The 26274-nt window shown below is 45.6% G+C and carries 28 protein-coding genes; 3 read left to right on the forward strand and 25 right to left on the reverse strand.

Going from position 1 to position 26274, the window contains the following annotated elements:
* Positions 1 to 308 precede the first annotated feature (308 nt).
* Entirely contained in the window at positions 309 to 1187 is an 879-nt protein-coding gene (locus MHH60_RS09710) for a nucleotidyltransferase-like protein (protein WP_076128632.1), read from the reverse strand.
* Positions 1188 to 1314: 127 nt separating this feature from the next.
* Here MHH60_RS09710 and MHH60_RS09715 point away from each other — a divergent pair, with 127 nt between their 5' ends.
* Positions 1315 to 1680, forward strand: coding sequence for a DUF2614 family zinc ribbon-containing protein (locus MHH60_RS09715; RefSeq protein ID WP_036680151.1), 366 nt, complete (start codon positions 1315 to 1317; stop codon positions 1678 to 1680).
* 117 nt (positions 1681 to 1797) lie between these two features.
* Here MHH60_RS09715 and MHH60_RS09720 read toward each other — a convergent pair whose 3' ends face one another.
* The 18 genes from MHH60_RS09720 to MHH60_RS09805 all read right to left on the reverse strand — a co-directional run bounded on the left by MHH60_RS09720 (position 1798) and on the right by MHH60_RS09805 (position 17302).
* Positions 1798 to 3519, reverse strand: coding sequence for a glycosyl hydrolase family 18 protein (locus MHH60_RS09720; protein ID WP_076136938.1), 1722 nt, complete (start codon positions 3517 to 3519; stop codon positions 1798 to 1800).
* Positions 3520 to 3729: 210 nt separating this feature from the next.
* A complete protein-coding gene (gene perR / locus MHH60_RS09725; RefSeq protein ID WP_036680160.1) occupies positions 3730 to 4161 on the reverse strand; it encodes a peroxide-responsive transcriptional repressor PerR in 432 nt (143 codons plus the stop codon).
* A 126-nt stretch (positions 4162 to 4287) separates the two neighbouring features.
* Positions 4288 to 6189, reverse strand: coding sequence for a DUF4097 family beta strand repeat-containing protein (locus tag MHH60_RS09730; protein ID WP_232061458.1), 1902 nt, complete (start codon positions 6187 to 6189; stop codon positions 4288 to 4290).
* Positions 6190 to 6234: 45 nt separating this feature from the next.
* Complete coding sequence (locus MHH60_RS09735; RefSeq protein ID WP_076136940.1) at positions 6235 to 6705, reverse strand: GNAT family N-acetyltransferase; 471 nt, start codon at positions 6703 to 6705, stop codon at positions 6235 to 6237.
* A gap of 122 nt (positions 6706 to 6827) precedes the next feature.
* A complete protein-coding gene (gene gatB / locus MHH60_RS09740; protein WP_036680163.1) occupies positions 6828 to 8273 on the reverse strand; it encodes an Asp-tRNA(Asn)/Glu-tRNA(Gln) amidotransferase subunit GatB in 1446 nt (481 codons plus the stop codon).
* Positions 8274 to 8284: 11 nt separating this feature from the next.
* On the reverse strand, positions 8285 to 9742 hold the full coding sequence (gene gatA / locus MHH60_RS09745) for an Asp-tRNA(Asn)/Glu-tRNA(Gln) amidotransferase subunit GatA (protein WP_036680165.1): 1458 nt from the start codon (positions 9740 to 9742) through the stop codon (positions 8285 to 8287).
* A gap of 27 nt (positions 9743 to 9769) precedes the next feature.
* Complete coding sequence (gatC, locus tag MHH60_RS09750) at positions 9770 to 10057, reverse strand: Asp-tRNA(Asn)/Glu-tRNA(Gln) amidotransferase subunit GatC (RefSeq protein WP_036680166.1); 288 nt, start codon at positions 10055 to 10057, stop codon at positions 9770 to 9772.
* A 249-nt stretch (positions 10058 to 10306) separates the two neighbouring features.
* Positions 10307 to 10690: a hypothetical protein gene (locus tag MHH60_RS09755; protein ID WP_036680170.1), complete on the reverse strand. Its 384-nt coding sequence runs from the start codon at positions 10688 to 10690 to the stop codon at positions 10307 to 10309.
* Positions 10691 to 10837: 147 nt separating this feature from the next.
* The gene (locus MHH60_RS09760; RefSeq protein WP_076128640.1) at positions 10838 to 11608 is read right to left on the reverse strand and encodes an ABC transporter permease subunit; all 771 of its coding nucleotides are present in this window, start codon (positions 11606 to 11608) and stop codon (positions 10838 to 10840) included.
* A complete protein-coding gene (locus MHH60_RS09765; protein WP_076136942.1) occupies positions 11605 to 12519 on the reverse strand; it encodes an ABC transporter ATP-binding protein in 915 nt (304 codons plus the stop codon). The genes MHH60_RS09760 and MHH60_RS09765 overlap by 4 nt, the downstream gene beginning before the upstream one ends.
* Positions 12519 to 12710, reverse strand: a complete 192-nt coding sequence (locus MHH60_RS09770) for a PLDc N-terminal domain-containing protein (RefSeq protein WP_036680175.1) — start codon at positions 12708 to 12710, stop codon at positions 12519 to 12521. Before MHH60_RS09770 ends, MHH60_RS09765 begins: the two co-directional genes overlap by 1 nt.
* A gap of 55 nt (positions 12711 to 12765) precedes the next feature.
* Positions 12766 to 12978 (reverse strand): hypothetical protein, encoded by a 213-nt coding sequence (locus MHH60_RS09775; protein WP_076136944.1) that lies wholly within the window; start codon positions 12976 to 12978, stop codon positions 12766 to 12768.
* The gene (locus MHH60_RS09780; protein WP_076136947.1) at positions 12975 to 13304 is read right to left on the reverse strand and encodes a YxlC family protein; all 330 of its coding nucleotides are present in this window, start codon (positions 13302 to 13304) and stop codon (positions 12975 to 12977) included. The genes MHH60_RS09775 and MHH60_RS09780 overlap by 4 nt, the downstream gene beginning before the upstream one ends.
* Positions 13291 to 13836: an RNA polymerase sigma factor SigY gene (gene sigY, locus MHH60_RS09785; protein WP_076136949.1), complete on the reverse strand. Its 546-nt coding sequence runs from the start codon at positions 13834 to 13836 to the stop codon at positions 13291 to 13293. Before sigY ends, MHH60_RS09780 begins: the two co-directional genes overlap by 14 nt.
* Positions 13837 to 14381: 545 nt before the next feature.
* Positions 14382 to 15011, reverse strand: coding sequence for an MBL fold metallo-hydrolase (locus tag MHH60_RS09790; RefSeq protein WP_076128651.1), 630 nt, complete (start codon positions 15009 to 15011; stop codon positions 14382 to 14384).
* Positions 15012 to 15015: 4 nt separating this feature from the next.
* Positions 15016 to 15582: a thioredoxin family protein gene (locus MHH60_RS09795; RefSeq protein ID WP_076136953.1), complete on the reverse strand. Its 567-nt coding sequence runs from the start codon at positions 15580 to 15582 to the stop codon at positions 15016 to 15018.
* A complete protein-coding gene (locus MHH60_RS09800) occupies positions 15579 to 16193 on the reverse strand; it encodes a DedA family protein (RefSeq protein ID WP_036680184.1) in 615 nt (204 codons plus the stop codon). The genes MHH60_RS09795 and MHH60_RS09800 overlap by 4 nt, the downstream gene beginning before the upstream one ends.
* A gap of 350 nt (positions 16194 to 16543) precedes the next feature.
* On the reverse strand, positions 16544 to 17302 hold the full coding sequence (locus tag MHH60_RS09805) for a glucose 1-dehydrogenase (protein ID WP_076136955.1): 759 nt from the start codon (positions 17300 to 17302) through the stop codon (positions 16544 to 16546).
* Positions 17303 to 17518: 216 nt separating this feature from the next.
* Here MHH60_RS09805 and MHH60_RS09810 point away from each other — a divergent pair, with 216 nt between their 5' ends.
* Together MHH60_RS09810 and MHH60_RS09815 are read left to right on the forward strand one after the other, a co-directional pair.
* Positions 17519 to 17857: an autorepressor SdpR family transcription factor gene (locus tag MHH60_RS09810; protein ID WP_076136957.1), complete on the forward strand. Its 339-nt coding sequence runs from the start codon at positions 17519 to 17521 to the stop codon at positions 17855 to 17857.
* The gene (locus MHH60_RS09815) at positions 17857 to 18513 is read left to right on the forward strand and encodes an SdpI family protein (RefSeq protein ID WP_052097330.1); all 657 of its coding nucleotides are present in this window, start codon (positions 17857 to 17859) and stop codon (positions 18511 to 18513) included. The genes MHH60_RS09810 and MHH60_RS09815 overlap by 1 nt, the downstream gene beginning before the upstream one ends.
* Here the strand turns inward: MHH60_RS09815 and MHH60_RS09820 are convergent.
* The 6 genes from MHH60_RS09820 to yyaC all read right to left on the reverse strand — a co-directional run bounded on the left by MHH60_RS09820 (position 18502) and on the right by yyaC (position 26237).
* The gene (locus tag MHH60_RS09820) at positions 18502 to 20217 is read right to left on the reverse strand and encodes an O-antigen ligase family protein (RefSeq protein ID WP_081389077.1); all 1716 of its coding nucleotides are present in this window, start codon (positions 20215 to 20217) and stop codon (positions 18502 to 18504) included. The genes MHH60_RS09815 and MHH60_RS09820 overlap by 12 nt on opposite strands.
* A 1618-nt stretch (positions 20218 to 21835) precedes the next feature.
* The gene (locus MHH60_RS09825; RefSeq protein WP_081389078.1) at positions 21836 to 23026 is read right to left on the reverse strand and encodes a class I SAM-dependent methyltransferase; all 1191 of its coding nucleotides are present in this window, start codon (positions 23024 to 23026) and stop codon (positions 21836 to 21838) included.
* Between the two features lie 88 nt (positions 23027 to 23114).
* Positions 23115 to 23975, reverse strand: a complete 861-nt coding sequence (locus MHH60_RS09830; RefSeq protein ID WP_256715181.1) for a PhzF family phenazine biosynthesis protein — start codon at positions 23973 to 23975, stop codon at positions 23115 to 23117.
* Positions 23933 to 24604 (reverse strand): DUF6483 family protein, encoded by a 672-nt coding sequence (locus MHH60_RS09835; protein WP_076136963.1) that lies wholly within the window; start codon positions 24602 to 24604, stop codon positions 23933 to 23935. The genes MHH60_RS09830 and MHH60_RS09835 overlap by 43 nt, the downstream gene beginning before the upstream one ends.
* Positions 24605 to 24797: 193 nt before the next feature.
* Positions 24798 to 25604 carry an alpha/beta fold hydrolase gene (locus tag MHH60_RS09840; protein ID WP_076136965.1) on the reverse strand — a complete coding sequence of 269 codons (807 nt, stop codon included), beginning with the start codon at positions 25602 to 25604 and terminating at the stop codon, positions 24798 to 24800.
* Positions 25605 to 25712: 108 nt separating this feature from the next.
* On the reverse strand, positions 25713 to 26237 hold the full coding sequence (gene yyaC, locus MHH60_RS09845) for a spore protease YyaC (protein ID WP_232061460.1): 525 nt from the start codon (positions 26235 to 26237) through the stop codon (positions 25713 to 25715).
* Between the last annotated feature and the right edge of the window lie 37 nt (positions 26238 to 26274).

Below are 26274 nucleotides of genomic sequence, written 5' to 3' on the forward strand. Positions count from 1 at the left end.
CTGTTTATTTCGTCGATGCGTTGTTCAGCAGCGACCTTTATAATATATCACAGCGTCCTCGTTTTAGTCAACCTTTTTTTTAATTTCTTTTTTCGGTTGTCTTTCGAATGTTTTCGAAAGCAAATCTCTGTGTCAGAGGGACGAGTTATAATTTAACACATGAACAAGGAAAGAGTCAACCATTAATTTTCCTGAATAAATATGAGCGTTTCATATTAGTAAACAAACAAAAAAGAGAGTGCTCAGCCTCTCCCTATCCTTGCTCATCTCTCTCTAATTAATCATCTTCTACTATATCTAATTCATCTCTATAATGTATAGCGGATCGCATGCCCTTCTCCCTCGTGAACATCAGCCCAGGATGTAATCTCTCGGATTAGCGAACGAGAAACCAGCTTTCGTAAAACAAGGGGCAGTTCAGACTCTAATTGACTCAGACCTGAATGCTGCAGTAATTCTTTAATGCTCCATGCTTCCTTACGGCTATTCAAAATATTAAAGAGCAATAGACAACAGTCCGTCATTTTGGACATAATCCCAAACTCACATGCAAGAAGCACAAGCTCCACACGTTGCTCTAAGGTCTCAGTACTGACCGTTAGCTCCTCATAAAGTTTATGAACGGAGGTATTCATGCTTTTAACCTGCTCCCAAATAGCCGGCTCGGGGAAAGCCCCCACTTCACTCACTTCTATTCTTGCCCAATGATATAAGGCTATCAATACACAGTTGTAAGCATCCATAATAAAGCCAGCCTCTATATAGCGCTTGGATTTCACATACATATGCAAAAAGCGGGCAAACTCCATAAATGCGACCCGTTCCTTGATCGGTCCTTCGAATTGCAATATCTCGCGGCGCATTTCCTCGAGTATTCCCTTGGGGTCCCAGATCACTTCCCCCCTCATCAAACTGATAAGAAGTTCGTTATTATCCCCTGCCATAACAGCCTGCTCCAAAGCAAAAAGGCCGATATGGACTGACTGGGTCCGTTGGTCACCGGCAATGGTATGGCGAACAATATGCTCTCTATCCTGTTCTTCATGCAATACTAACACTACCATATCAAAATCTTGAAGAAGAGCGCTTTGAAACGGAATATCCCCATTCTGCCGCAAAACGACCGCTCCTAAAACATTCTCATCAAACGTTTCTCCACTCAACAAAGTTACATTGGACAGTTCCATGCTTCCCTCCATTAAATTTGGCGATTTTGCGTCCAGTCAGTTATAATTCAGTTGTAATAATTATTCTACATATGAAAGACAGTTCCTTCTGGACAACCCAACTATATTTAGTTAGGAGCAAACACTCATGAAGTTTAAAACGGCTAAGATTAACGCTTTTCGCACATGGGGATTACTGCTCACAATGCTCGGAATGGGACTAATGGTTTTGGGTACAGCGGGCATCGTGTTTTGGGGCTCAACTGGAAAAGTATTCGCCGGAATCGGTCTTGTAATCGGTTTAATTTCAATGATGGCAAGTCTTGCAATCTATTTCTGGGCTGGGATGCTGTCTACTAGTGCAGTCCAGCTGGAATGCCCTGAATGTCACAAGCTGACCAAAATGCTGGGCAAAACAGACCGCTGTATGTTCTGTCATACTATCCTTACTATGGATCCAGCTGAGGCCAATATTACTGCGGAACAGCTTAAGAGTCAGCAGCTTAATCAATAAAACACATCTTACAGAAGCTTATTACTAGCGATTTATAATGCAATCAAACATTTGCTTAATTCAACAAAGGGGCCCCGTAATTGGGAGCCCCTTTGTTTATTATGAATGAAATAATAATTACTTATGAATTCCTTGTAATGCCTCCCACGCAGACAGATTACTAAAGCTGCGATTCCATGAACCGATGCCACCAAGCCCTAAAGACTTAGCAAGCTCAACTCTAGCTTTTAAAGAAACCTTGTCTTCGATCCATATTTTTTTAAGAGCGCCATCTTCCTTATACTCAACGTAATTCTGCCCTGCTGCCTTATCAAAGGTTGGGGTCAGCTTCTTCTCTTTAATAATTTTTTCAACGGCATTCATACTAACCGATTTAGAGCTTACTTTGGTCTTGCCATCCACCTGGGCCTCAGTCCAGATTCTAGTATACAGTGGAATCCCCAGAATCAGCTTCTCAGGCGGTACATCGTCTTCCTCTATGATCCGGCTTAACGAGCTTTCTACCCACGGCAGAGACGCAACAGAGCCCGCGATAGGACTTGCAGCCCAATGCTCGTCATAAGCCATAACAATAAGATAATCCACTACTGAATTAAGAGCCTTACGATCAAGGAAAGCTGACCACATCTCACTGTTGGATTTAGGCGTTACGTCTATGGAGACGATTAAGTTTTTGGCTTGAGCCATAGGTTTTAGCTCTCGCATAAATTGTGTAACATTCTCCCCGTCTTTCGTATATACATTCTCAAAGTCAATATTAATTCCATCCAGCTTGTATAAATCTGAATACTCGAGGATCTGTACGATCGCGTTCATCCGCTTCTCATAGCTCGATAATGCCTCAGTGGTTATGTCTGGATCAAAACTATTGCTGAGCAGCCCCCATACTTCCAACCCGCGCTCATGTGCCCACTGCACATACGCACTGTCAGCCTGACTTCGCACATTCCCATCACCATCTATGATACTGAACCAAGTCGGGCTAGCCACGTTAACGCCTGAAAGCTCACCAAATTTACTTGGATCAGGTTTGCGTTGATAAACAGCTTCCCAATACAGATTTACTGACTTCCCTTTCCAGCTTCGTTCTGCCCGTGAGGGAGTGGTGCTTTTGGGTTCCACTGTCTTTTGACCGTCCGAGATAATATCACTAGCCTTGGCATAACCCGCGTAACCGCTGCTTAACTGCACATACAGCCAGTCCTCTTTTTCCTCATTCCAAATACTAACACTGGCTCCTGGGGACATATCCGCCACGATGGGTGCGTGAATCGACGCTTCGTTGCGAAGAGCGACTGTCTTATCTTCCGCTTCACCTTTCACTTTCCCCAGTGGTACAGTCTCCCCTGCTGTCATTAACAGCACAGCCCCGGTAGTCGTATCCTCTTGAATCTCAAACCCATACAGGTCTTCTAAAACATCCGCAGGAAGATAAGTTATCTTTTCCTTAACTTCAGGTGCCAGCCGCAGCTGCAGCGGACGATTGTTCAAACTGGCATCGGTTTTATCCTCTTGCATATATAGAAGTTCACTTTCCGTTGATAGGATGACCGATTTAGTCTTTTCTTCATAACGAATAGATGAGTCCACATGTTCCTGCAGTAATGGTAGAGGTAAAAGCATGCTATCACCGGTTCCTGAGGCGGAATATCCTGTTAGCTCTCCTTTTACGAAGATAGGATGTTCTAGGCCTTTCCAGTCTGGATCGATGTGCTGGCGATTTGGCAATACAAAAAACACAACCCAATAAGCTGCTGCCGCAATGAGCAAAAGTCCAAAAAAGCGTCGGAAAAGACCTCCGCGCTTTTTGACGCGTTTCTGTCTATATCTTCTGTCCAAAATATATCCTCCAAATACTAGATAATTTTAAGTTAAGTCTAACAATACGATTATAACATCCACTTGGTTCCGGATAACCAGTATAAGTTAGTCATTTTCACTATATTTTGTTATTTCGAAAAAAATAAAAACGTGAGTCCTCCGCTTTCGGATTTCACACGTTTATTGTGTAGCTTGGCTATACGCCCTTGAGTACAGTAGTATTCTGTCTTATTGTTGCTTCTCTCTGCAACATTTGCAAACTCCATGCAATTCCATACGCAAACCCGTAATTTTGAAGCCCGTTTCCTGCTCTGCATGTATCTCTACATCATGAAGCGAAGGATAACTAAAATCTTCAATCTTACCGCATAGCTGACAGATGACATGATAATGATCAGATACATTGGCATCAAAACGACTGGAACTATCCCCGTAGGTCAACTCGCGAACCATGCCGGCTTCCATAAACATCTTGAGATTATTATATACAGTTGCTACGCTCATGCTCGGAAATTTCGGCTCTAGCGCCCGGTATATATCGTCAGCTGTAGGATGATTCATTGCTTCCATCAAATACGTAAGAATCGCATGACGCTGGGGCGTTATACGGACACCTGTTGTCTTTAATTGTTCCAGTGCATGTTGTACTCCACTCCCCATTACTGTCACCGCCTTTTGAATTTAAAAATAAAAGAAATACTTCTTAAGATTGTAAGACCGATTTTTCAATATTGTCAACGAAGTCTATACATTATATTTATTATTATATAAGAAAAATTACTTTTTTCAATATTTCCTGACATTTAGATTGCTATTTCCTTCAACATGAAGCTTGAACTCGCCGGTCCCCACTTCACCTGATACTTTTTTCTTATCAATTGTAAGTTCAGGCAAATCTGAAGTAATATCACCATATCCACTGGAACCATTCACTGTATAGTTGCTTAACATCGGCAAATACAATTGGATGTCACCAACTGCGCTATAAATATCCCAGTCTCCAGCAACATCAGAAGAGCGAACATCAATGGTGCCATTTAGAGATTCGGCATGTAGCTTGGATCTGGCTCCATCAACCTCTAAATTACCGTTTTTGGTAGTAATATCGATATCATTGCTATTTCCGATCGCACTAATATTGCCGACAGCCGTCGATAATTTCAAAGCACCGGTAACATCCCAAGCATTCATATTGCCTCCGCTCGTTGTTAAATCAACGCTGCCTTGAACAGATCTGGCACGGACAGCTCCATTCAGTGTTTTTCCCTTAACATTACCAAAGATACGATGAAGGATCAGCTCTCCATTCCCCGTTTCCAGAGAAATGTCTTCAATGGCTTCTACATTCTGCAACGTGATCCCGCCATTCATAGTGCGAACATCGAGGTTAAAACGGCGATCCTCCGGCAAGTAAATGTCTAAATCCATGCGTGGCTGGCGTTTACCGGATTCACCATAGGCCTTGCTATTCGAGGTGATTTTTATGTTGGGCCCTTCAACAACGTCCACAAAGGACTGTTCTGATATAGCTTCAGCCATCGGTCCATCCAACTGATCTACCCAAACTGTCGTCGTAATTTGAATATCGTCCACTGGAGCACGGTGTAATAAAATATCACCATTAATACTATCAATAGATATTTTGGCTGTATTTAACTCCACCGGAACAATTAGTGGGGCTTTCTGATATTTGCTGCCTTTAGCCTCACCATAGTCCACTGCTGCTGCCGTCAGATTAAGACTGACATTTTTCCATAGGTATAAATAATGTTCTTGCTCTGCAACAATAAATACACTCGCAGCTAGTAATATAGCAGATAAAAGCCCACGTAAATCCAATCTGATTTTGGTTCCCTTGGCTGAACGGTTAGAGAAGATAAACATCAGCAGGAACTCAATCCCCCACAACACCGGGATGACAGGCCACCACTTCAAGAGCAGGAGCATAAAGTCAGTTCCCTCTTTCCAATCCAAAAACAAAGGAACAGAAATAGCTATCAGTAATACAGAAGCCGTATATCTTCCCACGCGCCGCTTGCGAGGTTCATTGTCTTTACGCTGCACAACTGCTCTGGCAATTTCTCTAGCTCCTATAAATAAGCCACCGCATACTAAAATGACAGACACGGCCATTTCGGCATAATGTTCAATAAAGAACTGGAGCCATATTGGTTTTTGCCGGAACAGAATAAGCAGGGCGCCCCCTAAGAGCAATAAGAGTCCAAAGGATATCCCAGGCTCGCTGACGATACTACGACGCTTAGGAGCCTCGTTTGCTTTGATCACAGGAATAGCAAGATCATGATCCTCTGGGAAGCGAAGAAGCCTGTCTGCTGATTGCAATACGTCATACACGTTATAAAAATAGATCGCTGGAATAATGAGCGCAAGTAAAATAAGCAGTGGAACATTGATCTGCATTCCGATGGATGAGAAATACAATAAGGCTGAGATATCCAAAAGAATTAGAAAGATGAAGGTGATCCCTTTTCGGAGAAGCCCAAAATACAAATGCCCCGTCCCAGGGATGAGAGCTGCCAGCAGTCCAGCGATAAATTTACGTTTGCGGTGGCGCCTTTTCGGACGCGGAGGAATAATCCTCTTCTGTATCTCATTCTCCTTAGTCTCTATATCAACAGAACCTTGCAGTTCTTCCTGCTCTGGGAGCATTGCAGAGTCATGTTTCATTTTGGACTCCTCCTTTCGTAAATAGTTGTCTATGAATATCTTTTTTCAAAGAGAACCACTCCGATGAAATTCAATCAATTCAACTCCTGGAGCGACTTCCTCCACACCGGTGGGCAGAAAACCATGTTTACTGTACAACGAAACGGCGGGTGTATTCTTTTTGCCTGTCGACACAATGAATTGCTCCATCCCTGCAAAATGCTCAAATACATATTCCAAAAGATGGCTAGCGATACCTCTACGAAAATAGTCCGGCCCCACCATCATTCGTGTAATCGTCAATTTGCCAGGAGATTCTTCCTCTACAGCAACAGCACCCATTAGTTCCTCATCTTTATCGAAGCAGCCATAAAAATCCTCTTTAGAGCTGCTGAGCATTTCTCTCGTCTCTATCAGAGGTGGTATTTCACGAAAGCCTATAAGTTCAGCTTCCAGTCTATAGGCCTTATGCTGAAGACTCCATAATTCATTAACGGTGCTTTCATCCTGCAGATTTAGCTTGTTAATTGTATTCATCCTAACCAGTCCCCTTATATGCCGCTAAGGGCCTGCCGTTGCCGACAAGCCCTTAGCTTATTACATAAGTATATTACCCCAATTATAAACGCCTTCGGCGTCCTTTTATGGACGACAAGCGTTTAGCTGCTCAATACCTCGATGAGAAGTTTATTAGCAAGACCCGGATTCGCCTTACCTTTACTTTCTTTCATGACTTGTCCGACCAGGAAGCCGATTGCTTTCTGTTTACCTGCTTTATAATCTTCCACTGATTGCGGATTGGCGGCTACCACTGCTTCCACAATCCCTTTAATGGCACCTTCATCGCTGATCTGCACCAGACCTTTTTCCTCAACGATAACAGCTGGCAGTTTACCGCTCTCTAGCATTTCTTTAAATACTGTTTTAGCGATTTTGCTGCTGATGGTTCCGGCTGCAATCAGCCCGATCATCTCGCCTAGCCCTTGTGGTGTAATTTGCACCTGCGACAACTCCAGATTATTACCATTCAAATAGGCAAGCAAGTCACCCATAATCCAGTTAGCTACAGCCTTGGCATCCTGCGTATAGGCAAGACAGCCTTCGAAAAAGTCCGCTAACAGTTTAGAGGATGTAATGACGCCTGCATCATAAGCTGTCAGGCCCAGTTCCTCGCTATAACGTGCTTTCCGAGCATCCGGAAGTTCTGGAATCGTTGAACGAATGGATTCTTTCCAAGCATCATCAATATGCAGAACGATCAAGTCCGGGTCCGGGAAGTAACGATAATCATGCGCTTCTTCTTTCCCGCGCATCGATAATGTTTTCCCTTGTGCTTCATCCCAGCGTCGGGTCTCTTGCACAACAACTCCACCATCATCCAGGATCTCAGCCTGACGATATTGTTCATACTCCAGTCCACGCAATACACCGCGGAAGGAGTTCATGTTCTTAAGCTCTGCTCTAATGCCGAATTCCTCTTGTCCTTCTGGGCGTAGACTGATGTTCGCGTCACAGCGCATCGATCCTTCTTCCATCTTGACATCGGATACGTCACAATACTGCATAATCGCACGGATTTTCTCCAGATAAGCACGAGCTTCCTCAGGGGAGCGCAGATCAGGTTCGGATACGATTTCGATAAGCGGTGTTCCCACCCGGTTAAAATCGACAAGCGAGGCAAAACCGCCATCTACGTGCGTAAGCTTACCTGCATCCTCTTCCAAATGAAGACGAGTAATGCCGATCCGTTTGGTCTCTCCGTTAACTTCAATGTCGATCCAACCGTTCAGGCCGATAGGCTGATCAAATTGTGAAATCTGATAAGCTTTTGGTGAATCCGGGTAAAAATAGTTCTTGCGGTCGAATTTGCTAACATCACCAATGGTGCAATTCAGCGCCATCGCTGCTTTCATAGCGTATTCTACCGCTTGTTTGTTGAGCACTGGCAATACGCCGGGGTGACCCAAGCAGACAGGACAGGTATGAGTGTTAGGTGGGGCTCCAAATTCAGTGGAGCATCCGCAAAAGATTTTGGAGTTGGTATGAAGCTCTACGTGAACTTCCAAGCCGATGACCGTTTCGTATTTAGACATAAGTAATCCCATTCCCTCCTTTACTACAGCTGTGGACGCTGCTTGTGATGATCTGTATTTTGTTCAAAAGCATGAGCGACACGCAGAATTGTGCTCTCGTCAAATTCCTTACCGATAATTTGCAGACCTACAGGCATACCTTCCGCAAAACCACAAGGAACACTCACGGCCGGAATACCCGCCAAGCTTACAGGAATCGTGAGAATATCGTTCAGATACATGGTCAGCGGATCTTCAGTCTGTGAACCCAATTTGAATGCTGTCGTTGGTGCTGTTGGGCCGATGACCACATCATATTTTTTAAAGATGTCATCAAAGTCCTGTTTAATCAAAGTACGCACCTTTTGTGCTTTTAAATAGTAAGCATCGTAATACCCGGAGCTGAGTGCATAAGTACCCAACATAATACGACGTTTGACCTCAGGTCCAAAGCCGCGGCTGCGGGAATTAAGATATAGATCAAGCAATCCTCCGCCTTCATCTACACGTGCGCCATAACGCACACCGTCAAAACGCGCGAGGTTAGATGAAGCTTCCGAAGAGGACAGCAAATAATAAGCTGCTACTGCGTATTCCGTATGTGGTAATGAAACTTCCTCCCAGACAGCACCCATTCCTTCTAACACTTTAAGTGCAGACAAAACTGTCTCACGCACAGAAGCATCAACACCTGCTCCCAGGTATTCCTTAGGAACAGCAATGCGAAGTCCGGAAACATCACCAGTAAGTGAACTCAAATAATCAGGAATTTCTACTTTAGCCGAAGTAGAGTCTTGGGCATCATAACCGGCAATTGCTTGAAGCACATAGGCAGAATCCTCTACATTACGTGTTAATGGTCCAATCTGATCTAGTGAGGAAGCAAAGGCTACCAGCCCGTAACGTGATACAAGACCATAAGTAGGTTTGAGACCTACAACACCACAATAGGAAGCTGGCTGGCGGATGGAACCCCCAGTATCCGAACCTAGTGAGAAGAACACTTCGCCCGCAGCTACTGCTGCAGCAGATCCGCCACTGGAACCGCCGGGCACACGCTCTAAATCCCAAGGATTGCGTACAGGACCAAAGCTTGAGTTCTCATTAGATCCGCCCATTGCGAATTCATCCATATTTAATTTACCGATCGTTACGGCATCTGCCTGCTGCAGTTTAGAAGCTACAGTAGCGTTATAAATCGGCTGGAAATCGCTCAAAAATTGGCTGGCACAGGTCGTGCGCAGGCCTTTAGTTACAATATTATCCTTAATTCCGGCAGGAAGACCAAACAGCAACCCACGTGCTGCTCCGGATGCCAGTTTGTCGTCCAAAGCGCGTGCTGTCGCGCGTGCGCCCTCCTCGTTCAAGGTCAAAAATGCATTTACGTTCTTATCCCGCTCAGCGATAATCGCCAGCGATTCTTCAGTCAGTTCACTGACCGATACTTCTTTAGCAGTTAACATGCGGTGTACTTCAGGCAATCGATTTTGAAACAGGCTCAAGATTCTTCCCCCTCTCTAATTATGTAGTTATTCCAAAACAGCTGGAACCTTGAAATGTCCGTCTTCATCATCTGGAGCGTTAAGAAGTGCTTCCTCTTGCGTAAGGCTATCCTTCACAACATCCTCCCGCATTACATTGCTGACTTGCAGCACATGCGTGGTCGGCTTTACATTCTCCGTATCTAGCTCATTTAATTTCTCGGCATATTGTAAAATAGCATTCATTTGTTCTGTAAAGGTTGCCTCTTCTTCCGGGCTCAGCTGCAGACGAGCCAGCTTGGCCACATGCTGCACATCTTTAACGGTAATGCTCATAAGAAAAATCCCTCCTGTTTAAAGGGCTAAAGCGCCCGGATAACGTTTTTAATTATATTGTAGAAGCTTGGACAATTCAATGATGGGCTGTAAAACAAACGCTCCTTTATCAAAGTGAAGGAGATTCCTACACATTTTAAAGGAGCGTTTCGTTAGTATATTCATAGAGAAAGGTTTTGACAGTCAGTGATTTCACAGCATTTAGCAGCGGTATGACAAAACAAAAAAACCGGCTTGCGCCGGCCTTCCTTAAATCCAAGCTCGAAGATTCACTTGTTTGATGAAATCCGCTTGGGACATGCTTTCGCTTGACGTTGATTCCGTCTCTTCTATATCCATATCTTCACCGTTCATCAAATGATGGAACAGCTTCTCATTGTACGTGGACAAAGCATAATCAATCAACGCTTCATGCGTTGCTCTCTCAGCCTCAGCTACTAATAAATGTTCTTCCGCCTCAATGTCCTCAGCCGGAACATAAAAGTTCCTATTAGCCTCTGGTACACGAATAACATAGTCAAACGCATTATCGGGATTGCGGTCGTAAGCAATTAGGTAGCCGTATTCCCCGATAGGAAGACTCTGCTCGAAAGCGTCCGCAACAATGACAATCTTCTCTCCTAAACGCAGCATCGCCCTACCTCCTAACCCCAAAATCTTTCAAGATTTTGCTTGTTTCAACAGTCTACTAAAAAAAGATAGAACTGTCTAGTTGAAGGCTGGCCGATCCTACAAATTCTATGAAAATATACTATATTTAATAAAAACACAACTTATGGTTCAAGCGGGTAAGTTATTCTTCCTTGTCAAAAGTGCAGCACCCACTAAACAAATCAAGATCAAAATAGCTGCTGAAAGATAGGGTCCAACCCTGAAGCCTTCTCCAGCCATAAGGATTCCAGCCGATAACCCAGAAAGCCCGGCAGGTGCCCATTCAAACCATGAAGGCAATAGGCTTTGGCCTAATGATAACCCTGCCATTAGCGCCAATGCTAAAAAAGCGGCAACTGGAGATTTTAAAAACCCACTAAACAACAACGTAGCCGAGACAGCACATAACAGCCATAATCCATATACTCCAGAAGCTGCGATGACATCTCCCCAAGATAGTGAACCAATTAACTGCTCCGTGTAGTAAGCCGCGCCCGCTGCACCTAATCCTAGAGCAACGATCAACAGGGTCAGCTGTGCTGCCCATTTAGCGAACACTATTGCGGCTGGAGAAACCGGCCTTACCAGAATTAATTCCATAGTTCCGCTATAGCGTTCACCGGCTAAAACATTCATCGCACCAAGCGCCAATACTAACATTCCGATCGTTCCGTACTGTCCCAGAGACTGCGCCATTACAGCTGCGGCACTCGGTATTTCATACCCCTCTAACAGACCTGGGGGAACATCACCTGAAGCTTTTAAGATTTCCGGCAAATAATAAGTAGTTAACGGCTGCATAATGCCTAATAGGATAAAAACGACAGGTATCCAGATTAACTTATAACTGCGAGCCATTTCGAGCATTTCTTTGCGATAAAGGACCCAGGCGCTTCTCATACTCCCACCACCTTCATAAATAAATCCTCTAACGTGGAAGAACCCGCTTCAAATTGCAGTAATGGAATTTCAAGCTGCGCTGCTTCTTGCAGAATCGTCCAACGGGCCATGTCTACATCGTTCACATTAAAAATAGCCTGATCTCCAAACAACTGAGCCTCTAGTACAAACGGTTTGGCAGCAAGAGACTCCAGCCACTGAATAGCTTTTTCTTGCTTCTCTGTACGTAAACGAATAACAGGAAGGCTGTATTGTGTACGCAGCTGTGATAAAGACCCCTTCTCAGCAATCAAGCCCTGATTCATTAAAATAATATCATCGCAAATTTCTTCTGCATCATGCAGCACATGTGTAGAAAAAACTACAGTTGTCTCTTCACGTATCTCCCGCAGCAGACCCATTACTTCTCTGCGGCCAATCGGATCAAGTGCAGATACAGGCTCATCAAGCAATAGTAGACGAGGCCGATGCACAAGCGCCTGAGCCAGACCCAGCCGCTGCTTCATCCCGCCGGAGTATCCACCAATCCGGCGACGAGCATCACCTTTAAGCCCTACGCGCTCAAGCGATTCCAATGCCCTGCTGGATGCGTCTTTAGTTCCCATTCCACTAAGCTTTGCAGCGAAAACAACATATTCATGTCCAGTCATCCACCCATAAAAAGCTGGAGACTGTGGCACATATCCTAATCCTCTGCGATATTCGGCTCCAGGACGGCTTCCCTCAAATGAAATCATTCCAGAGGTGGGTTCTAGCAGCCCTGCCAGCATACGAAGTGTGGTCGTTTTCCCAGCACCGTTAGGCCCCAGTAAAGCGACGCACCGTCCTTTCTCAATTTCAAAGCTTATATCATTTACGGAAATATGCGCCCCATAGCTTTTACGCAAATTCGTAACTTGAAGGAGTGACATCAGACATCTTTCCTTCCTATTGTAAAATAAGCTACGCTGCCTAATATATTTCCGCAAATAATGATAATAATCCACATCCATTTTGGACCACGGACGTTATCCGCTTTGGCCAGAGATATCAGTCCAATAATAGCAAGCAAAGCCTGCAGAATAATTAACGGCATGATTAAACCCCATTTTACCTCTTCCATGAAGTACCACTCCTTATAATAGGATGAAAGGAACGAGCTTCTTACTAAAGCTTCACTACTGCTTCTTCCGTCTACGTCGGTCTGGAAGAATAACAACAAGTAAGTAGACTAATGTGGGTGACGGAACTGTAGTCATCGCCCACAATCCCCAGAACCAAGCTTTTTTCCCGCGCCGTCTTGCATCCCGGAACAGTAAGGTCCCCTGCAGCATTAACGCTACTGCTATGCCAAACCACAACCAAAGAGGCACATCCTGCAGCTCATTCATTCTTGTACACCTTCTCTATTTCTTCTGATCCTGGCAATCCCTAAGCCACCCAGTCCTACAATAGGAATGATCGCCTGAATAATCCAATAGATCATGGGTGCAGAAGTGAGAATGGATAGAAATGCACAGATCAGGATCAATGAGACCCCCCAGAATAACAGTAGTTCTTTGCGTTCCCTTCTCTTTCTCTGCACAGCTGCATCAGCCATTAACCACTCCAGTTCCTGTAACGAAGGTGGGGTGATGTCATCATATTGCGCATCCAAACGTTCAAGCTCTTCAGTAAGCTTGTGCAAATACAGTTCTGGCTCCTTATCCTTCTCCATCCTCATTCAGCTCCTTTCGCAATTGGTTAAGACCAAGGGATACACGCGATTTGACTGTGCCTGAAGGAATTTGCATGATCACACCGATTTCTTCATAGCTATAGCCATAATAATGCTTCAACAGCACAGCTACCCTCTGAGCAGAGGGTAGCTTGGAGATGGAATCAAGTACTTCACTCCATTCTTCCCCCCTGCTCTCAAACCGCCAACGAATCGAACGGGTGCCCTGTGCCTGCTGTTCCCGTTTCTTCCATTCTGCCTCACGTTTCCAGCGCCGCTTTCGATCGATAAATATTCTGGTGGCTATGGTAATTAACCAAGAGGAGAACGAAGAAGAACCGTTATAGGTATTGATTTTTTCCATACATCTGACCATCGTGTCCTGTACAAGATCCTCTGCCAGCAACGGATCCATAGTCACTTTGAGTAGATATTTGAACAAAAAAGTATAATGTTCTCGCAGCAGTGAAGACAGCGCTGAAGCATCTCCCTGCTGTGCCCGTCTGATTTTCTCCAGCGCCTGATCGCTCATCTGCCCCTCCATTCAGGATTTCGTTCTTATTTTTAATACGATTATGTATAGTGATTCGTTCAATGCGCTTTAATTTTATTTTTTGAGCTCCCAGAGCTTACGCCGCCATGGCTGAAGCAATCCTGCTTCTGCTGGAAAATGCCAAAAAAGAGGCGTTCTTCTGGGTTCGCCTCCTGAAATCACTGGTATTCTCCCATCCTTATTCTCAGATTGTATGTCCCTGCGTTCTATAGAAGTACAAAAACCGCCCTTTCCAGAACATTCTGAAAAACATCGGCATTTACTGCTGCAAAAACTAGTCCATTTCTCCTTGGAGTCATACCATCCGTAATCCAACGGGTAATATATATTCTTCTCCAATCTATTTCCCCCCATGCTTTTAAACCTATATGTAGACAAAAAAAGAACGCAAACCGGGATTAATTCCGCAGTCTGCGTGCTTCGCGAGGTTAATGTTACATTTAATTAACAATATTGTAGTCCTTTTGTATCCCTTTGTCTATCAAAAATTCCTCGATTCTTGTCAGTTCTACTAGAATGATTGTTTATTGAGGGATATAAGGGTTACGAACTTTTTCAAAACCAATGGTTGTTCGGGAGCCATGACCTGGATAAACCTTCACTTCATCATCCATTTTGTACAGCTTGCCACGAATAGAATCGAACAAATCACGTTCCCTGCCACCAGGCAAATCGGTGCGCCCAACTCCCATCTTAAACAGCACATCTCCAGAGAATAAATCATTCCCGCAGAGGAAGCTGACACTGCCCGGAGAGTGCCCAGGTGTATGGTACACACGGAAGGTATGTCCGATGAATTGCAGAACTTGTCCTTCTGCCAGATCATATTCTGCAGGATCTGTAGTTAAAGGAGATGAAACATCAGGCCACATCAATGAACCATTCAGCTTAGGGCTGCTGAGCCATTCACTCTCTAGTGGATGTAAATAAACAGGGCATTTCTTAGCTTTACGAATTTCGTCTACGCCGCCCATATGGTCAAAGTGCGCATGCGTCAGCAAAATAGCCTCGATCTCCATCCCTTCAATACTCCGCACTAATGCCGCAGGATTCATACCGGGATCAATAATGATACCCTTCGTTGGATCTGCACCTGTCAGCAAGTAGGCATTGGTCTGCAGCGGACCTAAATTAAACGAACGTATATTTAGCATTGGTCTAGAATCCGGAAATCAGACTACGCAGCTCTTTTGCGATAACTGCCTGTGATTCCGTTCCTTCCCCATAAGCTTGCCCCATAGCCTTACGTACTTCTGCGATTTTGCTGTCGTAATCAGCGGCCTCGCGATCAGGATTCTCACGTTTGAACTCTCTCATTAGGCTCTGCACATGCTCTGGACGAGGACCCCAATGTCCAAGCACATATCCGCCGGTATCTGCAAAGATCACAATCGGAACAGATCTTCCGCCCATGGTCAAGAATTCATCCATAAGCTCCTGGTTCTCCTCCAAAATGAATACCTCTGTCTTCATTCCGGCAGTCTCCAAAATACGGAAAACCGCAGGGACATTACGAACTACATCTCCACACCAATCAGCGGCAAGGATAAGTACCCGCAAATCATCACGATGGTTCAGGCTTTCAAAAAATTCCTTGTCACTCTCATCTTCCCAAGAAAACTTCTCATACCAGGATTCAAAAGCCTGCTGGTTCTTCGTCATGCTTTCTACAAATTGGCGCGGTGTAAGACCTTTTCCAATTTTATGAGCTACATTCGGTTTCATTTTGCAGTCCCCCTCTTCTTGGATTTAAACCACTTATACACAAAATAAATGATGATTAGTGCTAACGCTACGAGAATAATTTCGTTGGTATACTTAGCTGCTACTTCGTCAATATCTTCCCACTTATTCCCCAATGTCATACCGAGATATACGAACAAAGCACTCCATGGAATAACAGCAAGTGTGGTCAATAAAGTGAACTTACCTAAAGGCATACGAGAAATCCCCGCTGGAACGGAAATGGCATGGCGAACAACGGGAATAAAGCGTGCCGTAAAGATTACGCCTGTCCCATATTTATTGAACCACTCTTCCGAATGATCAATATGCTTTTTTTGGATAAGAATATATTTGCCGTATTTTTCCAGTACAGGCCTGCCCCCATAACGGCCAATCCAATATACAAAGATCTGGGCAATCACTCCGCCTATCGTACCAAACAATACTGCGCCAAAAAAATTAATATCTCCACTCCATACCAAGAAACCACCGAAAGCCAATACAATTTCACTAGGAATAACTTCAATCATCAGTCCGATCATAATCCCAAAATAACCAAGACTCTGAATCCATTCAAATAATGTCGAGATCAGATCAGAAATAAAATGCAAACGTGCTCCTCCTCCCTTTTCCGCAGAATATGGCTACATGTATCAAGCTAATCGCCTTTGGCATCTTTATTAGACACTAAGCGTTTAAGCGAGTGAAATATAAGAACATAAAAGCATAGATACTAATCTTATACTTTCTTATATTTTTAAAAGCTTTGCCGCTCTGCTATATTTTCCAGTTTCTCTTAGCCTATTCTAGCACAAGCAACCTTATCACTTCTACTTACGGGGCAAGCAGCTTCTATCTTCCAATCCACACTTAAAAAGAGTTTGAGTAACAGGCATAAACAAAAAAGGTGAACAAATTCCACCAATAAAGGGAAAATGAACACCTTTTTATCTGCGCTCAATTAATAAGCCATCCAACCGGCATCAGCCGTTATCACCGATCCATTCAAAAAGCTTGCAGCATCTGAAGCCAAAAATAAGGCTACCGAAGCAATCTCACTGCTTTCCCCTGTCCGTGGCATCGACGCCATACCTTCGCCCGCTTTTTGACTCCCAAAAGGACTTGGATCAGACAGATCAATATTTGTCTTTACCCCGCCCGGCGCTATGGCATTACAGCGAATTCCAAGCTTAGCGTATTGAAATCCTATATTTTTGGTCATCCCGATTACAGCATGTTTAGAGGAAGTATAAGCCACTCCCGCACGCGAGCCCGCTAAGCCGCCAATAGAGGCTACATTGATGATACATCCGCTTTCCTGCGCCATAAAAATCGGCAAAACCTTACGAATGGCTCTCATCGGGCCGGTTACATTGACCGCAAGCACCTGCTCCCACAAGTCATCAGTGATCTCGTGCGCTGGCGTCATTTTATCCATAATACCGGCATTGTTAACAAGGATATGAAGGCCTCCGAACTGTGTGGTTGCGGCATCAATCATTCGCCGTGTGTCCTCTTCCTTCGAGACATCGGCCTTTACGGGATAGACCACTCCGTGTCCCTCGCCCTTTTCCGCCTTTTTGGCTACCGCTTCTACATTCGCCAGATGGATGTCCGCAGCAATCACTTTAGCACCCTGTCGGGCAAAATGCAGAGTAATCGCTTCTCCAATCCCCGATCCAGCACCCGTAACAACTGCGACTTTATTGGTTAGTATCATATATCCGCTCCTCTGCGTCGTATGTTCGGTGCATCAAAGAATGCATGCCCATCGTTAGTATTAACAGGAGTAGGCTTTGGACGGTCCTTAATTTTAAAGATTCGGTGACACTTTTACACACGCTATTGCTGAGTGAATACTGCATTGACAGCTATCAAAGCAAAGGGCTATTATATATTTAGATAATTATTTAAATATCGAAAGGCAGGGTGGAATATGAATGAATCCTTTAAAGCACTAGCTGACCCTACCCGTCGCCAAATCATTCGGTTACTAAGGGAGAAAGATCGAACCGCAGGTGAAATCGCAGATTTTTTCAACATGTCTAAGCCAAGCATTTCTCACCATCTGAATGCGCTAAAGCATGCCGATCTGGTACAGGATGAGCGAAAAGGACAATTTATTATGTACTCGCTAAACACAACAGTCCTCGAAGAGGTTCTCGGTTGGTTATTAGAGCTCACTGGGACAGGTAAGCAAACGGAGACGGAGAGTAAATCGCTGGACGGAAAGCAGCAACGTCAGGATATCGATTTCAAAAAGGAGGCGGATTAATGATGAAAGATTTCAAATGGAGATGGCAGGATACCCTCATCGTAATATTAGGTTTAGCTACATTAGCCTACGCTCTGATCAATTACAGCAAGCTGCCGCAGGAGTTACCGGCACAGTTTGGAATTACGGGTAAGGTCAACAGATACTGGGACAAAAATATAGCTATTTTTGTGTTCGGAATCTTAGGCATTGTGCTCCCGCTAATCATGCAGTTCACACGCAGCATCGACCCTAAGCGGGACAATTATAAAAAATTCGAAAATGCCTATGCCATGAGCAGACTTGCTATTGGGATGCTTTTTAATCTAATGCTGGTGCTGTCGATTGCTTACGGTCTAGGTAAAGATATAAACGTTGGGAAGATCGCCATAGGCGCTGTTGGAATAATGTTCATTGCTCTTGGCAACTACATGCCACAGGTAAAAGATAATTACTTGTTTGGGGTTCGTACAGCCTGGACGCTCGCCAACCCCGAGGTATGGCGAAAAACACATCGCCTATCCGGGATAATGTGGATGATCGGTGGCCTACTTATTTTTGCTGGAGCCTTTTTGAGCGGAGCCTTGTCTCAGCTTCTTATTATTACGGCACTCGTACTTGCAATTATCGTGCCCATTCTCTACTCCTGGATGATTTCACGTCCGCTAAAATCGTAAAGCAAACATACTAAGCCGTCGACTCAAGTCGTCGGCTTGTTCTGTCATTCGGAACTCGCGGTCATTATGTTGCCCTCCTTTATTAGCCTCCTCTTCTGCCAACCTTCTATATTCCAAAAGAAGTTCATTCCCAGAGGCGACACAGATTAGGCCTTCCTTTCGATTTCCTTCTGCAAGCTTCTTTTGCCCCATAAGAAGCATCCCTTCAATCGCCTTCACCCACTTGGCATTGTTGTACGTATCCAGCTTAAGGCTCTGGCCTATCCAATATAACGCTGCCCCCGGATGGTCACTGCTCATCCATACTTCAGCCAGCTCCCAGCTTAAGCTAGCATTCTCGGGAGAATACAACAAACTTTGCCGAAGCAGACTCACGCTCTGTTCACCCGACAGCAGCCTAGATAATGCTATAGCCGTTCGAGGTGACCGGGGATTCCACGCCAGCGATTGCTGTAGCAACTCTACCTTCACCGAAGGATCCACCGACATAATCGCTTGTCGATAGAGCTTCTCTCCTTGAGCGGCGTGAAAAGATAGCACCCCGAGCAGAAGCGAAAAACAACAGGCCGCAGTTCCGATTAGTCGGCGAAGGCGGATTTGGGGCCGGTTCTTGGGTGTGGGATGAGCAATTAGCGGATTCGCTGGTGTAGTGACATTGGTAAGGGGGTTCGTGGATGTAGGGTGAACTATTAGCGGATTCGCTGGTGTAGTGACATTGGTGAGCGGGTTCGTGGATGTGGAGTGAGCGATTAGTGGATTCGCTGGTGTAGTGACATTGGTGAGCGGGTTCGTGGATGTGGAGTGAGTTGACAGCTTGGTCTCAGACTGAGGGTGGGTAGACGCAGATTGATATTTCTGCTTATCCTCAGCCAGAGCAAGCGCTGGCAGCCAGAATAGCAGCAGCCAAAATAATCCGTAGCTCCAGTCAAAATCAACGACGCTGTGTAAGACGATGACCAGAAACGGCGGCAGCAACCGCGGCGATTTAGTAGCCAGCAGCCAGCCTGCTGCCAACAGCATAAGGAGTATGGCTGCAAGACCAACGAATCCTACGTTCAACAGGATGTCGAGGTATCCATTATGCACCTGGCTGCCTACATAAGGGCGAGATTGGGCGGCAAGGTATGCATGCCGCCAAGTCTCACCCCCACGTCCCAGCCAAGGTGCCTCTGCCGCTAGCCGCCAGGCGTCGCGGTAGAACAGCGCGCGGATACCGTCGATGACGGTCCGGTGATCCGCTCGCGCACGTGCAGGAGGACGGCGATCCCCGCCGCCGTCCAACCTGCCACCGCCAATGCCAGCATGGCGGCTCGGGCAGTGCCCGCCGCGCTGCGCTGGCGGCGGCACAGCCATAGGCCGGCTAGCAGCGCGCCGACCCAAAGCCCGGCCAGCAACAGCAGGCCGGGTACAGGCTCTACCGCCAACCCGGCACGGGCCAGTTGGCGGTAGAGTAGCGCCGCGGCGGCCACGGGCGCGGCGCCAGCAGCAAGAAGCGGCGCGATTAGCTGCCGCTTCAAGAGCAAGGCGGCGGCGCAGGCGCAAGCCGCCGTCAGCCATGCGCCGCGCGACTCGCTGAGGAGCAGCGCGGCGGTGTACGGGAACAGCGGCAGCAAGCGCAGCAGCGCGGCGGTCGTGCTTCCCGCTTTTCCGTGCTCCGCCTCCACGCCTCCTGCCCCTTTGCTCCTCCGTTCTGCTTCTGTGCACTCCATCCCCAGCCCAACACTTCTTGCTCCCAACATATTCACGCTCTTTTTTGGATCCCCATAATAAACAGCAACAGCAAATAGCCGTTCCAGCAGAAAAACAGCCATCACAGCACCAAAAGCATTCGGATATTCCATCAATCCTGCTAATCTAACCCCTGTGGCGCTCACTTCTGCTGAATTACTGTAGGCCACAGCGAAAGGCAACTTTACCACTCCGCAAACAGCCAACAAAGCGCTCATGCTCAAAAACATACCCACCATAGACCAAGTTACATTTACAATCCGCCGCCCCACCCGGTTCACCGCACAAAAACAAACCAATATTGCAAAGCTAGCATACAAGCCCCACCGCAGCATTTCATTCATAGTTCCCTGGGAGGAAAGCGGCCCGCGCAACCAATGAATCACATAAAGCGATAGAATAATTAAAGGGACGCTTAATAATATTCTTAACGCTCTATTTTCCCCACTAACTTCACTAACTCCATTGACTCCCGTAATACCTCTTACTGCACCTGCACCTACTCCTCCCCCACTTTTTCTCCATGCACCAACCCCAACAAGATAATAAAGCGAGCACGCACAACACAGCACAAACCATAAGGTTAGAAAGGGATACATCTCCTCAGTAAAAAACAATCCCCGCAACAAACAAGCACCCACACCAGCCGCTATCACTAAGGCTCCACAAATATATGCAATTGATGATTCCAGACTCCGGTCTTTTTTAAAACGCCACATTTAGATACCCCTGTACTCGTTAATTTATCTCTATCCTTTCCACATTTCCCTTATACAAGACTAGAACGCAAAAAGACGATACCTCTCCACAAAGGAGCCGTACCGTCCTAACCATTAGATCGCACTAGCTGTACTATCCAAATTCCCATCCAAAAAAAGCTATATAGTTGTAAAAAGTGCAGCTAATCCCGTGCTTTTGCTGCTTACTTCCACTTTAATTGCACTTTGTGCAACTGTTTTTCGAGAATCCCGCCGTATGGGGAGTATTGTTCGTTTTTAAGTGTACAAAGTGCAACTAAATCACTAAAACGCAGCTTCAGAGCATATTTAGTTGCACAAAGTACAACTAAATATGCTCACCATTAGATCGCACTAGCTGCACCGTCCTAACCATTAGATCGCACTCACTGCACCATCCTAACCATTAGATCGCACTAGCTGTACTATCCAAATTCCCATCCAAAAAAGCTATATAGTTGTAAAAAGTACAACTAATCCTGTACTTTCGCTGCTTACTTCCACTTTAATTGTACTTTGTGCAACTATTTTTCAAGAATCCCGCCAAATGTGGAGTATTGTTCATTTTTAAGTGTACAAAGTGCAACTAAATCACTAAAACGCAGCTTCAGAGCATATTTAGTTGCACAAAGTACAACTAAACCAACTCACCATTAGATCACAATAGCCGTAGCGTCCTAACCATTAGATCGCACTAGCTGCGCCATCCAATTCCTCATCAAAAAAGCTATATAGTTGTAAAAAGTACAACTGATCGAATTAGCCTGCACCTATAAGTGCCTATTCTACAGTCCTACCGTTCTACCATGCTGCAGTCCTACAGTCCTACCGTTCTACGCTTTCTACCTTAATGCCCTCTACCCTTCTACCGAACTCTCAGCAGGAAGCAGATCAGCGCATACGCGTTCGAGGTAGGGTTTTGCTCCCAGAAAATCGCGGAATGCGGTGTATTCGCGCCATTTGACGGAGTTGTCCCCGGCTGAGCTCTTAACGGCACGAATCAAAATGTTCTTCGGTGTATTCTCCAGATCGATGAATTCCAGCAGTTGGCTGCTATAGCCCATCATGTCGAGCAATTTGGCCCGAATGGCATCTGTAGCCAAGGCAGAAAAACGCTCTTTCAGTATGCCATGCGAAAGCATAGGGCTCATTACTTCATTTTCGATTTGTGCGAATAATTCATGCTGGCAGCAAGGCACAGATAAAATTACAGACGCTCCCCAACGTACTGCTTTTTCAAGGGCAGCATCGGTAGCTGTGTCGCAAGCATGAAGTGTGATCACCATGTCCACTTGCTCCAGCTCATTATACTCGGCAATGTCACCCACGAAGAACTTCAAGTGATCATAACCGATTTTGGCAGCAAGTTCGTTACAATGCTCAATCACATCTGCTTTTAAATCTAATCCAATGATATTAAGCTCCCGCTTCTTGCGAACGGTCAGATAGTGATACAGTGCAAAGGTCAAATATGATTTCCCACAGCCAAAATCCACAATCGTCAACGGTCGGCCTGTTGGCAGATCGGCAAGCACGTCCTCTACCATCTCCAGAAAACGATTGATCTGCCGAAACTTATCGTATCTTTTGGCCAGCACTTTGCCTTCTTTATTCATGATTCCAAGCTCCACCAGAAATGGCACAGGCTCTCCATCCTCCAGCACATAACGTTTGCGACGGTTGTGAGCTAGATCCGGCTCTTCTTTTTTACTTGGAGACTTGGTTAGGATTGATACTTTGAATTTCTTGCTAATAAGCACCTGATAATCGGCTTCTACTGTACACAACAAACCTTGCCGATACGTTTCTCTAAATAAAAGAGATATCTCTTCCGCCGCTAATTCTGCGGGTACGTTACGATGTTCTACCTTTGTACCAATATAGGACGCAAACTGATAATGCAGCTTCCCCTTTAGTTCAACAGGTTTAACCTGCACTTTGGTGCAATTTTCGCCTTTATAACGCACTTGACTTAGGGTAGCCGTAATCAAAGTACGGTCGTTAATTAGTTGTTCAATTAGAGCTGTTAAAGATTCCACAACGCACATCTCACTTTCGGGATTAAAAATGGAGAATCTATGTCTCCTAACCATCATCGTTCATTATATCACGTGTTAACAAGAGCCGTTCCTCGTTCTAGCAGGGCTTAACATGCAGCTCTCCACTAACTATAGTTAATGCTCGCCCAGACATCTTAATCTCGTCTTTACTTATCTCTAACTGAAGCAAACCTCCACGTTTCGAAGCTTGATACGCGGTCAACTGCGTACGATTGAGTCTTTCCGCCCAAAAAGGTGCCAGTGCAGTATGCGCTGAGCCTGTAACCGGATCCTCATTCACTCCTACCTTCGGCGCAAAAAAGCGTGATACACAATCAATACCCTCGCTAGAGCTTTCTGCGGTAACCACGAAGCCTCTCCCTTCAAGCCCGGATAAAGCTCCGAAGTCAGGGCTGAGTTCGCGAACCCGGGCTTCCTGATCCAGTCGTACAAGCACATTGTCAGCATATCGCATAGTTTCCACTACGTTCGCTTCTACAATACCAAGCGCTGCTGCGAGACCTGAAATTACAGGAGAGGGTTGAAGCTGATAAGGCGGGAAGTACAGTGAGATCAAATCTCCTGAACGAGAAGCTCTGAGCAACCCACTGCGTGTATAGAACCTTGCTTCCATATCAGGAGCTAGCAATCCGCTCTCCCATAGTACATGCGCACTTGCTAGAGTCCCGTGACCACATAGCTTGACCTCAACTTTAGGTGTAAACCATCGCAGGCGATATCCATCTTCCTCTGGCCAGAGAAAAGCTGTCTCTGACAAGTTCATTTCCGCTGCTGTCTTCTGCATATAACCTTCATCCACGGGATGCTCCAGTAAACATACCGCCGCAGGATTGCCTGAATAAGCCTGTTCTGCAAAAGCATCGATAATATATAAAGGGATATTCATCGTATTCATCAGGTTCCTGATTCCTTTCGTATCGCTGTTATCCTGCTCCACTCTTTTAACCCCTGCTCTACTTCCTCCAGAGGAAGGGCACCTTGTTCCAATTCTGCAGATGATTTGAGCAGCAGCCGATTGTATAGCTTATCCCCTTCTATTACAATATCTTCTCCTTGCTCCCACAGCCGGTAGAGGCTGTCCTCCGCTTTGCTATATCGTCCTACCGACTCCATATACTCCAACAGTAGCCGCTCCGTTTTAGCCGGGAGCCGATAGGCCTGCACATCCTGCAAGAGTTCATCCATTTCCTGAGTCATATGCAGCAGCTCCCGGTCTGCTCCGTGAAGATCCGCGTACAAATATAAATGTAAGGCTCTCATACTTCTAAATAATGCTGCATCCTTATCGCCATTTGCCGCATAAATGCTGCCTTCTTCCTTCAGCAGTTTGGCCAGACCTTGAAGCTTATCGGACTCAACCACACCGCCAAAACGAAACATATCTATGATATCTTCTACGGATAGTGAATTTAAAAGACGTGAATTCAGCGGAAAATGCCGGTTCAATAGCTCATCGATTTCCCATAAAGCTTCTGTCGTCTTCCGTTCCTGCTTGAGAGAAAATACCTTGGCAACCATCGCCGTCATATCTTCGATCATCCGGACAATATAGTCTCTTCGAAACATGCAATTCCTCCTTTTCCGTACTGTGGTAGCAAAAATTCAGGACTCAGACGACTTAAGTTATTCTATTGATTTATCTTAAACCATTGCCGAATTCTATGCCAGTTAAGGAGAATACCAGATCATTAGATAGCCCTAAAAAAAAGAGGCAGCACACGCCAGAATGGCGCCGTGCTGCCTCTTTGTAGATGATTTTTTATACGCGGCTATTGTCTAAAACGGAAGCCTGAACAAAATCCTTTATGATCTCAGCTAACCGTTCAGGAGCTTCAAACAGACTCATGTGGCCTGCACCCAATATCGTTGCTTGCGTTATATTCGGTTTATCCGCAGTAAAGATTCGTTCAGCAGGGATCAATCCATCCTGCTCGCCAGCAACAAGCAATACCGGCAACGTAGTGGCCGTAATTACATCCCGTCGATCTGGACGCTCACGCATCGCCAGTGCAGCTCCTGCCGCTCCTTGTGGAGGCGTTTTGTAACCGATTTCTTTAGCGCGCTCCAGCAGCTGTGGGGATGCAGAAGCGGTTGCTTCAGCAAACAAGCCTGGTACGAAGCTGTCTACGAAAGGAGTAATCCCTTCATTTTGAATCGCGCTGACACTCTTCAGTCGTTTTTCCTTAGCTTCTTCACTATCTGGATAAGCAGTAGAATGAATTAATCCAAAGCCCTTCAATCGCGAAGCATAACGCTGAGCAAACGATAGCGTAATATATCCGCCAAGCGAATGACCAAGCATGATGCATTCAGCAATCTCCAGCGAATCTAACAGACCCAGAACATCATCTGCCATTTGTTCAATACTATAAGGTCCTAATGGAGCTTCCGAAGCCCCGTGACCACGTAAATCGGGAGCAATCACTCGGTAGCCGCTGCTTAAGACAGGAATGACTTGTTCCCAATATTCAGCGCTTCCACAAAAGCCATGCAGCAATACAATAACTTCGCCTTTCCCCTGATCACTGTAGCATATATTGCTTCCGTCACAACGAACTCTTTCCATGGCTGCTTCCCTCTTTCTAGAATACTAAGATAATGTGTCTAATATCTATTATTAAGCAAAACAGCCCGCCTTGAAACGGACAACTTATTTTTAAGTGCCCAATGGGTACTACTGGAGTCCGAATCCTTTTGCTGCCGCTATAGCGATATGTTCTGCCATAACCATCACTCTATGCAGTGGAGTGGTCTGCAACGTTCTATAGGGTTTCGGGCCATTCATATCTACAACGGCCGCCAAACTATAGTGACCTACGGCTGGAAGATTTGCCCCCACCGATTGTGCAGGCTGCAGTGGCTCACTCGAAACGAAGTAATATCCAAGCGCGATCGGAGGACCCAGACAAGCATCTACCGCAACTACAATATGCCCGGAGGGAATCTCAGCCACTCTGGCCACCAAATTATCTGCATCGCAAGGAGACGGCAACGTACCGATTACATGTCGGAAGCCATATTCCACAAGTTTGCTGCCCGTCAACGGACCGAGTGCATCTCCTGTAGATCGATCTGTTCCGATACAAAGAAACGTGACTTCCTCGGCGGAATGCAGAGCAGCTATTTCCATAAAAAAGGACACCAGTCCAGCATCGTCCATTTTAATGCGTTTTCCGCTTCCCTGTTCTCTGATTGCCAATACATTTCCTCCCTTCGATGATATTTTTGATCTCATG

This window comes from Paenibacillus sp. FSL H7-0716, assembly GCF_038002705.1.
In the GTDB taxonomy this organism is placed as follows: domain Bacteria; phylum Bacillota; class Bacilli; order Paenibacillales; family Paenibacillaceae; genus Paenibacillus_AQ; species Paenibacillus_AQ odorifer.